This is a genomic window from Bradyrhizobium sp. S3.7.6 (genome assembly GCF_054061875.1).
Genome location: NZ_JBSSEQ010000002.1, coordinates 139,040 through 153,333, shown reverse-complemented (window position 1 = coordinate 153,333; position 14,294 = coordinate 139,040). Strand labels below are relative to the sequence as shown.

The 14,294-nt window shown below is 61.0% G+C and carries 7 protein-coding genes and 8 pseudogenes; 8 read left to right on the top strand and 7 right to left on the bottom strand.

Annotated elements, in window-relative coordinates:
* A pseudogene (locus tag ACVJ5M_RS43525) lies at nt 1–181 on the top strand (IS110 family transposase); the annotation flags it as partial.
* Between the two features lie 2 nt (nt 182–183).
* Here the strand turns inward: ACVJ5M_RS43525 and ACVJ5M_RS43520 are convergent.
* Nucleotides 184–440: pseudogene (locus ACVJ5M_RS43520) on the bottom strand (transposase); the annotation flags it as partial.
* A gap of 193 nt (nt 441–633) precedes the next feature.
* Between ACVJ5M_RS43520 and ACVJ5M_RS43515 the strand changes: the two are divergent.
* The 3 genes from ACVJ5M_RS43515 to ACVJ5M_RS43505 are packed head-to-tail and all read left to right on the top strand — an operon-like array spanning nt 634 to nt 2,645.
* A complete protein-coding gene (locus ACVJ5M_RS43515) occupies nt 634–774 on the top strand; it encodes a hypothetical protein (protein WP_456679724.1) in 141 nt (46 codons plus the stop codon).
* Between the two features lie 51 nt (nt 775–825).
* Complete coding sequence (locus ACVJ5M_RS43510) at nt 826–1,653, top strand: hypothetical protein (protein ID WP_244608763.1); 828 nt, start codon at nt 826–828, stop codon at nt 1,651–1,653.
* A gap of 2 nt (nt 1,654–1,655) precedes the next feature.
* The gene (locus ACVJ5M_RS43505; RefSeq protein ID WP_456679723.1) at nt 1,656–2,645 is read left to right on the top strand and encodes a hypothetical protein; all 990 of its coding nucleotides are present in this window, start codon (nt 1,656–1,658) and stop codon (nt 2,643–2,645) included.
* Between the two features lie 299 nt (nt 2,646–2,944).
* On the opposite strand, the gene repC is transcribed toward ACVJ5M_RS43505, so the two are convergent.
* From repC to ACVJ5M_RS43490, 3 genes and pseudogenes are all read right to left on the bottom strand, one after another.
* Entirely contained in the window at nt 2,945–4,189 is a 1,245-nt protein-coding gene (repC, locus tag ACVJ5M_RS43500; RefSeq protein WP_456679722.1) for a plasmid replication protein RepC, read from the bottom strand.
* Between the two features lie 485 nt (nt 4,190–4,674).
* A complete protein-coding gene (locus ACVJ5M_RS43495) occupies nt 4,675–5,214 on the bottom strand; it encodes a hypothetical protein (RefSeq protein ID WP_456679721.1) in 540 nt (179 codons plus the stop codon).
* Between the two features lie 224 nt (nt 5,215–5,438).
* A pseudogene (locus ACVJ5M_RS43490) lies at nt 5,439–6,316 on the bottom strand (IS3 family transposase); the annotation flags it as partial.
* A gap of 225 nt (nt 6,317–6,541) precedes the next feature.
* On the opposite strand from ACVJ5M_RS43490, the pseudogene ACVJ5M_RS43485 reads away from it, so the two are divergent.
* The 4 pseudogenes from ACVJ5M_RS43485 to ACVJ5M_RS43470 all read left to right on the top strand — a co-directional run.
* A pseudogene (locus ACVJ5M_RS43485) lies at nt 6,542–6,982 on the top strand (IS110 family transposase); the annotation flags it as partial.
* Nucleotides 6,960–7,793: pseudogene (locus tag ACVJ5M_RS43480) on the top strand (IS1634 family transposase); the annotation flags it as partial. The pseudogenes ACVJ5M_RS43485 and ACVJ5M_RS43480, both read left to right, overlap by 23 nt.
* A pseudogene (locus ACVJ5M_RS43475) lies at nt 7,792–8,013 on the top strand (tyrosine-type recombinase/integrase); the annotation flags it as partial. The pseudogenes ACVJ5M_RS43480 and ACVJ5M_RS43475, both read left to right, overlap by 2 nt.
* Before the next feature lie 83 nt (nt 8,014–8,096).
* Nucleotides 8,097–8,363: pseudogene (locus ACVJ5M_RS43470) on the top strand (transposase); the annotation flags it as partial.
* Nucleotides 8,364–8,432: 69 nt separating this feature from the next.
* Here ACVJ5M_RS43470 and ACVJ5M_RS43465 read toward each other — a convergent pair.
* The 3 genes and pseudogenes from ACVJ5M_RS43465 to ACVJ5M_RS43455 form a co-directional block, all read right to left on the bottom strand.
* Nucleotides 8,433–8,657, bottom strand: a complete 225-nt coding sequence (locus tag ACVJ5M_RS43465) for a hypothetical protein (RefSeq protein WP_456679720.1) — start codon at nt 8,655–8,657, stop codon at nt 8,433–8,435.
* Between the two features lie 100 nt (nt 8,658–8,757).
* Nucleotides 8,758–9,991 (bottom strand): annotated as a pseudogene (locus tag ACVJ5M_RS43460) (IS3 family transposase).
* 522 nt (nt 9,992–10,513) lie between these two features.
* Nucleotides 10,514–14,293 (bottom strand): AAA family ATPase, encoded by a 3,780-nt coding sequence (locus ACVJ5M_RS43455; RefSeq protein ID WP_456679719.1) that lies wholly within the window; start codon nt 14,291–14,293, stop codon nt 10,514–10,516.
* Nucleotide 14,294: the final 1 nt, after the last annotated feature.

The window sequence follows — 14,294 nt, the reverse complement described above, 5'->3', positions numbered from 1 at the left end:
AAGATCGCAGTTTCTGTTCTACAATGCTGTGCGATACGGAATGGACTATGTCGATCCCGGGGCCTCGTCCTGCGAGACGCGTTACCGGACGCGAGTCGTCAACAATTTGCATCGGCGTGCCAATGCATTCGGCTTTATTCTCCAGCCCTTGGAGCCGAAACTCGGTGCTGCCGTTTCTTAGGAATCGTTCTCCAGCGTCAGCTCCCCGATCTTGGCATGCAGCGACTTCACATCGATCACAGGCGTGGCCGGCGCGGCGCTGCCAGGTCCAAAAACTCCGGAAGCACTGCCCTCAAGCAGCGATTCCATGCCGTGATCTGATTAGGGTGAACGTCGAAATGCTCCGCCAGCTGGGCGATTGTGCGGTCGCGCTTGACGGCGGCCAGAGCCACCTTCGCCTTGAAGGCCGGTGTGTGGTTCCGGCGTGCTCGTCTGCTCATCGTCGCTCCTGATTCGCAGGCACCAGCGTGCACGCCGTCAGGCAGAAACTCCACTTATCGAGCTGTTCAAATTTGCGGAGCCGGCTCTGTTGACAGCAACACAGTCGAGCGCTCCATGCGCTCAACTCATTGTTCAGCGGCAGTGAAGGAGCGGCGCCGAGAGCTGGGCGATCCTGCCGCTACCAGCATTCCCATGCTCGACGGCAATTCCGCCGCGATCTCCGCCGTCGCGCTGCGCCACAACGACATCAGCAACAGCCTCTCGACTGCCCCCGATCGGTTCGAGCCGATACACCGGCGCAACCCCAATGGCGACGTCGAACCGCGTCCCTGATGCCAGGGTTTCCATGCCGCGATGCGGCTCAGGCTGTCGGCGTGGGCGCCGATGCTGGACACCAGCAATGTCAATCACAGCATGCTTCTGCCCATTCTGTTGCACTGTCGCGACGATCAGGGGCAGCCGGTGCTCGGATCCCCCCGAAGCGGCCGCGAGACTGCCGACTTTCTGCGTAACGCCTACGCCGATATTCCAGCGGTCGTCGAGGCCATGCGCGCGCATCGCCTGACTCAGAATGTTACTGGACAACTTCTCGCCGATGACTGGGGCGACGTCACCGAATCGGTTCGGTGGCCTCTATGGCGGGAAAGATCAGCATGGGCGCGCGGCGCGAGGTCGTGTCGGCGGGTGACAGAGCGTTCCCGTTCGGTCAAACGGGCGGAGAAGGGGCGGATCCTCGACGCGCTGTGCGCGACGACGGGCTGGCATCGCAAGCATGCGGTGCGGGCACTCCGGCAACATGAGCCGGTTAGACCTAACGGGGTCGAGGCACCGCGAGAGCGCCGCCGCAAATACGGTGCGACGATCAAGGATGCGCTGACGGCATTGTGGGAGGCGTCGGATCGGGTGTGCGGCAAGCGGATCAAGGCGATGATCCCGACCTTGCTGCCAGCACTTGAGCAACATGGCCGATTGAAGCTTGGCTTTGCGGATCGTGACCGTGTGCTCGCGATCAGCCCCGCAACCATCGACCGCATGCTCGTCGACGTAAAGGTCCCGGCGAGCGGCGGCAGGCGGCGCCGTGCCGGGTTCTATTCGGCAATCCGGCGCGAGGTCCCAATCCGCACGTTCAATGACTGGAACAGCCTTCTGCGAGGTCGACATGGTAGCCCATGGCGGCACGTCGGTGGGCTGGCTCGTTCATCCAGACCCTGACGATGGTCGATATCGCCACGGGCTGGACAGAGTGCCTGCCGTTGGTGACGCGGGATGGCTCGCTGGTTGCCGAAGCGATCAACCGCGCACAGAGCCTGTTCCCCTGGCTCTTGCGCGGCGTAGACTTCGACAACGACAGCGCCTTCATGAACGATGTCGTCGTGCCATGGTGCCGCGACCAGAAGCTGGAAGTCACACGCTCGCGCGCCTACAAGAAGAACGATCAAGCGTTCGTCGAGCAGAAAAATGGTGCCGTCGTCCGCCGCCGCATGGGCTATGGCCGCTTCGACGGCGTCTACACGACCCGTGTGATGGGCCGCCTCTATGCGGCGGCACGGCTCTATGTCAACTTCTTCCAGCCGTCGTCCAAGCTGAAGGAGAAGCGCCGCGAAGGGGCTGAAGTGATCAAGCGCTATCACCCCCCATTGACGCCCTACGAGCGTGCATTGGCGCATCCCAAGGTGACCGCCGCCGTGAAGAAACGGCTGCGCGATCAGTATCGCTCGCTCGATCCGGTCGCGCTGTTGGCCGAGATTCGCGCAACCCAGGACGAACTCGGCAATCGCGTCGATCGTCGTGCCGGACAGGCGCGCGGCCTGCAATGCGCCAGCACGAGCACCGCGCCAGCGACCGCAGCCAGTTTTGCCAAGACGCTCGGCAAGACAGCGACGGCCGGCGAGCCGCGTGCCACGCACCGGCGAACCCGTCGGCCCTATAAAACCAGGGGTCGCATGCCATCCAAGCTCGACCCACATATTGCCACGATCCAGGCCTGGCTCGCTGCGCAACCGCAGCTAACTGCACTCGCTATCGTCGGCCGGCTGAGCGAGAAACACCCCGAGGAGTTCGGGATGAGACAGCATTCGATCGTGCAGCGTCTGCTAAGGGCGCTTAGACGGAAGGCTGCTGAACAGTGGTCGCTCAGCGCCCGCTCGGCGACGCCACGACCGCTTCCCAGTTGCCCGGGGTTGTGGACGGCTCGGGCTATGTAGGGCCAGACCCGCCCACAGCCCCTCTCGTCGAGCAAACCGGGAAAGCCACCTGGCGCGGCCGATCGATCGACATCGGATCGTCATCGGCAATCGCGCCATCAGGGTAACATTCGCATATGCGGCAATACGGCGCACCAATATTGGATGCCGATCCGCTACCCACGCGCTCGCTGATCCCCCCAGACGGGGAGCTCATACCGGTTACCTTCCACCGGATACCGTAAGATCGGCAATATCGCCTTCTTGCGCCGAACGACATCGCTACGCCCGCTCAAACCGGAATCCAATCCAGCCGGGTCTTACCCATCGCTCACCGCTCGTCGCTTTTCGTGGAGCCGGGAGTTGATCTGCGACATCAGGATCGGCCCAAGAGAAAACTCCCCGACCTCCGCTTTCCGCGTCAGCCCGCGCAAATAACCGCCGGCGGAATTGATCGCCGTCCCGCGCTGCAGGATGTAGGCGACGACCACCGCCGCTTGCGTTTCGCCCAGGACGGTTTGCGCCTCCTCCCAGGCGCTCGGGCTGATTCCCAGCATCGATCGCACAACGGCCGCGGTGGCGACGAAATCGCGCCAGTTCGAAATCCCGCCATTCGCGTAATCGACGATGTCGGGGCATGCATTCAGCACCATTCCCAACGGATACGAATTCTCGGCGACTCGCGATGGTTGAGGTGTTGGCTCAGCTCTTGCCGCCCTGCCTTCTCGAAGGCTTGGTTCAAGTTCAATAGGGGTGTCTGGATTTGAATTCTGTATGTGGCGCTCAGAATGGGACTCATTGGCGCTCGGACTCTTGGATTTGATGTGTGCTCCCAGAACACCGAGCACGTCGTCAGCAAGCTGCGACAACTCGTCGACGATCGGCTCGAGCTCCTGCCGGGTCGCGGAGCGTGGAATCTGAGCGACCATTGCGCGGAAGGCGGCATGTACCTCCTGCCAATCGGCGGGCCCCTGCCCTGCCCTTCGCGTCGGGATGTCTTCCTCGATGCCAGTTGCAATCATCTTCGCGATGTCGCGCCGGCACAGCGTGACCCGTTCACGCAACAGCTTGAGTGCACGGGCTTCCGCTTCGATATCGGCCGCCAGGCTCTCAAACTCTTCCGAGCGTACGACGAGCGGTGAAAGATCGAAGCCGAAGGCGAGGGCGATTTCGCCAACCTCGTCCTTCCGCGCATACCGCTTCCCATTTGGACTGTCGCGCCGAACTATCAGTCCGGCGTCGACCAGCACAACGAGGTGACGCCGCAGTGTCGATGCCGGCATGCCGTGCGCCCGCCGACTGAGCTGATGGTTCGACGGGAAGACGATCAGATCATTCTCTCCTGTGAGCGCGGTCTCAGGATGGAAGGTCAGGAGCGCCTCTAACACCGAGAGCGAGCGCTCCGACACGCCCAGCCGCGGCCGTGCCGTGCAGATGGCGTGGAAGATCTTCCATTTGTGCACGATCTTTTCGGGACGGCGTTCTGTTGCGAGCATTTGGCTTGCCACGTGGGCAAGCGTTAGCGATCGCCGCCCAAAGGGCGTCGTTGGTGGATGTGACTGCATGTCCTTGCCTCGTGCGGGCAAAGGAATCTGCTCGCCAAACCGGCCCTCTCTCTCGCGAGACACTTGACTGCGATTCGCGAAGGTGATTCTTTGCCAGTGCCCAGCTAGACAAAAGGGCTTCCGGACGGAACCGTTTGGAGGCTTTTTCCTTTGCCGCTATGGATCCTTGCTCATACTGCGGGTACGCGGCTTACTCATCGGGCGCTGCCGGCGATGGCAGCGCCCGATATTCCAGAACAAGTTGTTCATTAGTCGGATCTTTAACGATAGCTTTGACCGGGCTTGCAAAGCGACTGCAAGGCCTCGAGCCGACCGTTGCCAGAGGCAGCTTGATAGCGACCTTCTGTCTGAAAGCTCGGCCCTACCAAGATTGGTGTACCTGGTGTCCGTGCTCGGCAATGCTCCGCCAGGGCCTCGAAATCAGCCGCCTTCGTATCATCCGGCTGATCGCGAATGAACGACGGATCGCCCGGCGCGGCATTGAGCTAACTAAACAAGTCGTCATAGCGGATCGCCCGGCACAATGCGTAGTTGCGTAGCAGGTCACATTTGGGCTGAAGACCGAACAGCACCGACAAGGAAGTACGATAGCTTTTCATCGGAAAATATTGCGCGACGTGCGCGGCCGTCGTGGTTTTGCGGATCCAGCTTTCAAATTTGTGACTGCGATGACCTGAAGATGTCCGCCCTCGCATCGATTCGCTGCATCGCTGCGTTTTGCTCAGAATGCGACGACTCTCGCGAACCTGCAGCGAATAAGCGGTGTCCCCGTGCTGTCTTTTCGGCTCGGGAGCCTCAGCTGCGAGTGACAGGTGCCGGAGATGTGCGTCGGTGATCCCGATCAGTTTTGCGACTTCGCCCGAGGTGAACTTTCGCAATTCCGTCACGGAGGATGGAGTAAATAAGCGCAACCAGAGCCCTTTAAGCTGAGCGCTTAGAGAGTCGGCGTCCGATTCAACGAACCGCGCTGGCGAGTGTACCTTCTTGCCATTGCGGTAACTGGCATTTGCTTCGATAACCGTCATATACGTCGCCATCCGATATTACCTTTCTTCTTCCTACCTCATCGCCGATCGATTCGGAACCGTAGCGTGAGGTCACGCAGAAGAGGGTAATCGAAACGCCGTTCGTCAGGTTTTCGATAAGGTTGCCCTAGTACCCACTTTTCATAAAGCGCGAGTCGTGATTAGAGCTGGTCCCGTTTGTCTGAACAGAATCTCCGCGTCGATAGGTGGAGCCTCTGCCGGGGTTAGGCTGCCATGCGGAGTGGCCGCGGGGTGAAGTAGGCTTGATCCGGCGTGCTGCCGTCAAGACTCGAATGGGGACGCCTGTTGTTATCTTATAGAAGTCGAGATATCGGCCGATCGAGCTGCGGGCCTCGCTGACGCTGTCATAGGCCCGCAGGTACACCTCTTCATATTTGATGCTGCGCCAGAGGCGTTCGACGAACACGTTGTCCCGCCATGCGCCCTTGCCGTCCATGCTGATCGCGATGCCGTTGTCGGCGAGCACGCCGGTAAAAGCCTGTCCGGTGAACTGCGAGCCCTGGTCGGTGTTGAAGATGTCCGGCTTGCCGTGACGAGCCAAGGCATCTTCCAGCGTCTCGACGCAGAAGGCTGCTTCCATGGTGATCGATAGCCGCCACGACAGAACACGACGGGTTGCCCAATCGAGCACGACCGCGAGGTAGACAAAACCGCGCTCCATCGGGATATAGGTGATGTCCATCGCCCAGACCTGGTTCGGCCGCGTGATCTCCATGCCGCGCAGCAGGTATGGATGGATCTTGTGGCCGGGCTCTGGCCTGGTGGTGCGCGGACGGCGATAGAGCGCCTCTATCCCCATCCGCCGCATCAGCGTCTTCACATGCCGGCGGCCGATCTTGCACCCCTCGGCAGCCAGCAGGCCTCTCAGCATGCGCGAACCGGCGAAGGGAAACTCCAGATGCAGCCGGTCGAGACGCCGCATGATCGCGAGATCGGCGTCCGGCACCGGGCGCGGCAGGTAATAAACGCTGCCGCGGCTGATCTGCAAAACTTCCGCCTGCCTGGTGATCGACAGATCGTGCTCACGGTCGATCATCGCTTTGCGCTCAGCAATCCCGCCTTGGTGAGCGCTCCTTCTAAAACACTATGCGCGGCGCTGCGCTCCCCCTGTGGGATAGAAACGGGCCTGCGCTAGATTGCGGACCGGAAGGGAGCGGCCGATACGATGGCAAGTGACCCCGTTAAAAAACCTGGTCCATGGGTTGTTGCGCACTTGAGAGTGGTGACGCCATCCGGCGATCCCGTTTAGGAATCTGACCAATAGCGCAGCCCAGCCCTTCTGCCGTCGTCAACAGGAGGATTCGAGATGAAGCAGAAGAGATCGAAACCCAAGATCTACCACAAGATGCCGATGGTCTACCCGAACGCGGCGGCCATCGACGTCGGGGCGACCATGCACATGGCCGCCGTAAGGGCTGATCGAACGTCCGAACCAGTGCGCAGCTTCGGTACCTTCACGACCGACCTACATCAGTTGGTGGATTGGTTCGCAGAGTGCGGCGTCGAGACGGTCGTCATGGAATCGACCAGCGTTTATTGGATTCCGATCTTCGAGCTCCTCGATGCCCGTGGCTTTATTGTATTCCTCGTCAATGCCCGCGATGCCAAGCACGTGCCCGGACGCAAGACCGACGTCAGCGATGCGCAGTGGCTACAGCGGCTTCATTCTTACGGTCTGCTGCGTGCCAGTTTCCGGCCCAAAGACCAGATTGCCGAGCTGCGAGCACAGCCGCGATCACCGGCGCGATCGGCCGCAGATTGTCTACGCGCTGCTCTGTACGCGCGAGGGGCTGCCGATTGCGGTTGAAGTCTTTGACGGCAATACGGCCGACCCGAAGACGCTGAGCTCTCAAGTCGAAAAGATCAAGGACCGCTTCGGAATCAGCCGCATGGTGTTGGTTGGCGATCGGGGAATGATCACCGCGGCGCGCATCCGCGATGATCTCAAGCCAGCAGGCGTTGATTGGATCACCTGCCTACGTGCGCCGGCGATCCAGGCGTTGGCGGCGGAGAACGGGCCGCTGCAGCTGTCGCTGTTTGATGATCGCGATCTCGCCGAGATGAGCGCCCCTGACCTGTTCCCGGGCGAGCGGCTGATCGTCTGTCGCAATCGCGATCTGGCGGCCGAACGAGCCCGCAAGCGCGAGGATCTGCTGGCCGCGACCGAGCACGAACTTGCTCGCGTTCAGGCGCAGGTCCAGCGCAAACACTCTCCGTTGCGTGGTGCCGCCCAGATCGGCATGGCGGTCGGTGCGGTTTTGGACCGCAAGAAGATGGCCAAGCACTTCGATGTCGAAGTGGCCGATGGCGATCTCTCATGGCAGCGACGGATCGGGCGGATCGAGGAAGAGGCGCGCCTCGACGGCATCTACGTCATCCGCACCAGCATGCCCGCTGGGCATCTCGACGCTGCAGAGGCGGTTCAGGCCTACAAAGACCTGTCGCGAGTCGAACGCCGCTTCCGGTCCATAAAAACCATTGATCTCGAAATACGGCCGATCCGCCACTGGACGGCACAGCACGTGCGGGCCCATGTCTTTCTGTGCATGCTCGCCTATTGCTGCGGGCCTGACCAAGCGCGTCACGCTGCACACGCTGCGCCATAGCTTCGCGACACATCTTCTGGAGAACGGAACCGGCATCCGGATCATCCAGGCTCTGCTCGGGCACAATAACCTGTCGTCGACGGCGCGCTACACGCAGGTCGCCACCCAACCGATCTGGGCGACGCAGAGCACGCTCGACCGCCTGTCGCTGGAGGTGACGCCACCGGCATGACAACGCGTCCGGGATGCGGCTTATGACCCGCCCCGACGTCCGCCCGCACCGACCCCCCATCGAGATTGCCGATATCACCCGCCGAAGCCAGGTGGATTTTGCGACGCCTCGAGTTCCACTACACCCCAAAACACGCAAGCTGGCTCAACATGGTCGAGATCGAAATCGGCGTCCTGCGGCGCCAGTGCCTGGATCGCAGGATCGACGACCCCAAGCGACTGCGCCGCGAAATCACCGCCTGGGAACGACAACGAAATGCCGCCCGCTTCCGCATCAAATGTTTGTTCACAACAGACAAGGCTCGCGCCAAAATGGCTGGCGCCTACCCCGCCACTTCCAAAGAGTCATAATCTCTGTGAAGCGGTAACAGTCCCTCGTGTAGTACGCGCCAGCGACAGGCGCAATTTTTCGAATTCGCGCTAGGCGAGATGAAAACACGCGCCGTCCAGGCGAGTCGAGCCTCGTTTGGTGATGATCAGGCTTGTGACGTCGTCGAGTTCCTCGACGCAGTCGACGATTGAACTATATTCCTTTGGAAATCCAAGGCCGGCTTCGATATTCTTGATGAAGCCCATGGGAAGCTGGAAGAGCGCGTCGTGTATGGCCTGTTCATCTCCGGGCGGCTCAACGCCAAAACCCTCCAAAACGATCTCTTCGATCTGTCCGTACTTTGAAGTGGACCCCGTCCGTGGGACCATGGAGCGCCGAAGTTAAGGTGTGATCGCGCCTGCCTTGTCGTTCAAATCAAGCAGCTTCCTGCTGCGGCGTTTGCGTCTGCTGTGGGTATGTGGGCAACGCGTTTGCGTTGTCCAAGCGAAGCGGCATATCCACAGTCCTCGCCACCTCGGTCCTGTCCGTGCCGGCACGCCATGTCGCCATGGGAAACTGGTTGTTCATCGCCTGGTGTGGACGGCGATGATTATAAAAGTTCATCCATGATCCGATGCCGTCTCGCGCTTCGCGCCCGTCGGCATAGGCTTTCAGGTGCACTTCCTCGTACTTGATCGAGCGCCACAGCCGTTCGATAAAGATGTTGTCCATGAAACGCCCGCGTCCGTCCATCGAAATCGCGATGCCTGCAGCCTCGAGCCGGCCGGTGAAGGCCAAGCTGGTAAACTGCGCGCCCTGATCGGTGTTGAATATTTTAGGCCGTCCGTGCCGCGCCAGCGCTTCGTCGAGCGCCGCGATGCAAAAGCCTGTATCCATCGTGTTCGACAGGCGCCACGCCAACACTGCCCGGGTAGCCCAGTCAATAATCGCGACCAGATACAAGAATCCCTGCGCCATCGGAATGTAGGTAATGTCGCTGGCCCAGACATGATTGGGCTCGGCGATGCTGACGCCACGCAGCAGATAGGGATAGATCTTGTGGCCGGGAGCGGCCTTGCTGGTGCCGGGGCGCGGGACCAGCGCCTCGATCCCATCACGCGCATCAGCCTTTGCACGCGCTTGCGGTTGATGCCGCGGCCGGCCTGATTGAGTTCGAACACCATTCGCCGCGAGCCGTAGAACGGCCATTTCAGATGCAGTTCGTCGATCCGCCGCATCAAGGTCAGGTCGTCGATGCTGGTCACTGGCACGGGCCGGTAGACACCAGAACGCGCCAGATTCAGCAGCTCACATTGCCGGCGAACCGACAAATTCTCGCCAGGCCGCCCGACCATCGCCCTGCGCTCGGGGAGACTCATCGCCCGGGCCTCTTGGCCAAGAAATCCCTTTCAACCGTCAACTGACCAATCTTGGTATAGAGCTTCGCCGTCTCGCGCTCATGCTCCTCCACGCCATCGCCCGAAGCACTCGCGCCACGCGCGAACAGGCTCGCCAAATTGTCGAGGACCTGCTTCTTCCAGCCATAGATCTGATTCGGGTGAACGCCGTGCCGCTTTGCCAGCTCCGGTACCGTCGCAACCTCGCGCAGTGCCTCCAGAGCAATCTTGGCCTTGAATGCGGCATCGAACTTCTTGCGAGAGTTGGTCATATCCGTACTCCGTCGGTTGAGACAGAGCAGGACGCTTCACACCTTAAGATCTGGTCCTATTTCCGGGGTCCACTTCACTTTGCTTCAAAGTATCGCTCGGACGGGTACGTGATAATAGGTCGAATGATAATTGTTGACTTGGTGGCATCGAACCAAATGACCTCTTTGATAGGCAACGGGTTCGGGTCCGGCTGATCTGGCTTGAGCGATTGATAAATGCCGGGATCGGCCTCACACTGGACCGCGATGCATCCTGGATGAATCTCTCTTAAACTCAGCTTCACGACGTACCCCACTTATCCGCCGCATGTGCCGGATAGCCCCGATCGCATAATCTCAGCCCGCCCGCCGAGCGATGGCAAGAATAGCCCGAATCAGTGCGACGGCTGCCAATATTGCACAACGAGGCTATGGTGATTGACGAATTGAGATCCACGGTCGGCATCCTGCTTATCATGGCAGTCGGATAGCGCACTGTGATCAGTGCTTCCGCGATGCCGCCACTCGTGACCGCGCCGCCGTCTATTGCACGGCCTCGACAGCAAGCCACACCGTTCCCATTCCGGTAGAAACCCGAATCTCAGAGCGCCCCGCGCCGCACTTTTCAACGCGAACCTGCACGGCGATCCGCTCGATCATGGCGGCGACATGAGTGATGACGCCAACTTTTCGTCCTCGCCCCTGCAAGGTTTCCAATGCATCCACTGCCAACTCGAGCGTGTCGGCGTCCAGCGATCCGAAGCCTTCGTCGATGAACAGCGTATCGACAAAGGACGATCGGCCTTCGAGGCCTGATAGTCCTAACGCAAGCGCCAACGAGACTAGAAATCGCTCGCCGCCGGAAAGACTCCGCGTCCCGCGAATCTCATCGTCCATGTCGCAGTCGATGATATATAGTGCGAGATCTGACACCTTTCCCCGCGCGAGCCTGTAACGGGGGCTCAGTGCATTGAGATGATCATTCGCGAGTTGCACCATGTGATCGAGTGTGATGCCCTGTACGAAGCGACGAAAGCGATCGCCATTGGCTGAGCCGATGGCGTCATCGACCGCCTGCCAAATGGCAAGTTCCGCCTGGGCCGTCTCTATCTCCGCAGATAGGCTTGCAGCTATGCGACGCGCGTCATCGTCGCGCGCGAGCGATGCGCAAAGTGTGCCGGTTCGTTGATGCAGATCGCCGATTTCCGTTGTAAGGGTTGCAACGGCGGCAGTCGATGCCTCCGCGTCAGTTGTCTCATCGAACCCTTCCAGCGATCTCTCGAGGTCTTCCCGACGCATCAGGACGGCGGCGTCCGCATCGTTTACGGTTCGGTCGATCTCTTGAATTCGTCTCCGTAGCGCTCTGCACACAGCTGGGTCGGTGGCAATCAGCGTGAACACCTGACCCGGCGACCGGGCGATATCCTGACAGGCCGTATTGAAGGCCCCTTCGGTTGACGCGCGGCGATTCTTCGCGGCCTCCAATCCCGCGGCAGCCTCCTCACAGCGAGCGCTGGCCGACTGGAACGCGCCGGCAGCATTGGATTTCGCCTCGCGCGCCTTGGCGAGGGTTTCGCGGGCCGTTCGACCAGCTTCGTTGATCCGGGTCCGGTGACTGGCAGTCGCCTCACCGCCAAGAAGTTCAGCTCGGGCGGTCGCCTTCTCTTGCGCGAACCGTCGACGTTGATTGAGTTGGGCCGCGCTCTGCGTCATTTGTGACCGTGCGTGCTCAAGCGAGACGGCCGCCGCCGCGCGGTCCGGCGCCAACCGTTGTAGCGTAATTTCGAGCTCGCCAGCCCGCTCACGCAGTGCCCCGTACTCTTGCGCAACCGCTGAAAGTCTGTCGGCGCAGCCCACCGGGTCGGCGTCAAGCAGCTCGATGGTTAGATCGGCTGCAACGAGGAATGGCGATATCTCGCGATCGATGGTAGCGAGGTTCTCTGCGAGCGCCGCTTCCCGGATTGCGGATTCCGTGGCTTTCAGTTGTCCAGCATGAAGTTCAGAACGTCGTTGGTCGACGCTTCGAATTGTCGACTCGATGGACCGAACGAGTGCGTCATGCTCTCTCTGCAAACTGTCGCTCTCGGCCCGAAGGCGCTGGGCGTCTGCGAGTGGAGCAGCAATCGTGATCCGTTCCGTCTTCGCGGCCGAGGTGAGCGCCGCCAATTCGCACGCGGCTTGACTGTCGAGCGCGCGAGGCACACTCCCCTCCATTCTCGCCTTGGAGCAGAGGTCGCTCACCATTGGCCTTAGTTCGATATAAGCGCTCTCGGCTGGCGAAACCTGGCCGCGCGCGATATCAATCACGCGGTTCGCCTCTGCCCGGCGCCCTTCCGTAGCGGCAAGTGCGCGTGTCGCGGTGCTAAGACGCTGGCCTATTGCAGCCAGCGCCGTATCCAGCTCTTCGCGACGACGACGAACGGTTGCAACCATCTCGTTCAACGCGCTGGGGTGCGCGAGATGGGGATGGCCTGTGCTGCCGCATACCGGGCACGCAACATTCGGGGTTAGCAGGCTGCGCAGATGGATGGCTTCAGAGGAGACAGCCTCGTCGGCCAGTTCCGCGAGCGGCACGATTTCGACGCGCGCGGTCCGACTGCGGAGCTGCTCGGATTCGGCGTTAGCGATTTGGCTGCCTGCTGCGCTCACCTCCTGCGCCGCAATGGCGAGCTCCGATTCCCCGCGCGCTAGATCTCCAGACGCACGATTATGCTGTTCACAGATGGTGCTCGCCTGGCGCAGAGCCTCAAGCGCTCCCTGGAGATCTGTGTCACGTTGATGGAGCGTCGGCTCGTCGATTGCGGCAAGGCTATTGCGACACTGAGCAATGTCGCGACTGAGGCCCTCTTTCCGCTCACGATCTGCCGCGAGCATCTCCGACAGCTCGCCTATCTCACCTTCCAAACGTGCGATTATTGCCGCAGATTCATTCGCCCGGAACATGCTGCGACTCTGTTTGAGAGAGGCACGCTTCTCCAGCAGAACCGTCGCGTCACCGAGGCGATCAGCAAGGATAGCGCGGGCTGATTGCTCCCTCAATTGGACCATTGTTATGCCCAGCGAATCTGTGCATTGGCCAATAGCCTGATCAAGCGCTGCCAGCGCGTCTACGTTGGATCGCAGCGTCGTTTCCGCCTGCTGGGACTTCGCTGCCGCATCAGTAAACTCGATCCTGGCCGCGGCCAGTTCGGCGTCGAGCTTCTCGGCTTCGCTCCAGAGGGGACCAAAGCGCTTGAAGAGGTCTTCTGCGGCCTCGTCGGCCGTTGCAGCATCGGAGAGTTGACCTGCCGCGGCGTCGTCGCGCGTTCGCGCTTCTTCGCGGGCGATGAGCAAATCGTCGAGGCGTGATTCAGCCTCCGTCACCGTTCGCCGCGCATTGTCCATTTCAACCGAAAGCGGGCGAAGCGGCTCGACGAGATCAAATTCGGCAAGCGACTGATATTCATTGGCGGCCGTCTCACGCGCTGAACGTGCCGTTCCGGCTCGATCCACTGCTTGAGCAAGATCGCTTCTGGCGGCAACGACGCGCTTGAAATGATCGAGCCGTCCGTCGTGTTGATCACGCTCCGCGGCTTTCTGGGCAATAGCCGACGCAAGCCGACTTTGCTCGTCCAGCAATCCTTGCTTGGCAGCATCATCGAGAAGGCCAATGTCACCACGACGCTGCTCCAGCTGCTCGACGGCCCTTCGTCGAGCCTCCGTGCCCTCACGGACGCGGATCGAGATCGCCGCGTAGATTTCGGTGCCTGTGATTTTCTCAAGCAATTCTGCGCGCTCGCTCTCAGCGGCGAGTAGGAAGGCATCGAATTCGCCCTGAGCGAGGAGTACCGTTCGTCGGAACTGATCGAACGTAAGCTCGGTCCTCGCTTCTACCGCCTCGCGAACCTGAGTCTTGCCCGTCGCCACGGCGCTGCCGTCGTCAAGGCGATACAGCGCGCGCTGCTCATTCTGAAGCCGGCCATTTGCCCGCCCGCGCGCGCGGTTGGCTTCCCAGCGGGCACGGTATCGCTCACCGTCCTGCCCGACGAAATCTACCTCGGCATACCCGCCGCCGGCACCTCGGCGCAGGATCGCGCGGCCGTCATGAATCGAGATCGGCTCTCCACTAGGGTCGGGAGCATTCTCGCGCCGGCCGACAGAGACGCGGGGGTATTCGCCGTAGAGCGCGAGGCACAGTGCATCGAGAATGGTCGACTTTCCGGCGCCAGTCTCGCCCGTGATGGCGAAGAGGCCGGAACCCGCGAGCGGTTCTGCTGCAAGATCGATTTCGAAAGGTGCCGCAAGACTGGCCAGATTTTCCCCGCGGATCGCCAGGATGCGCATG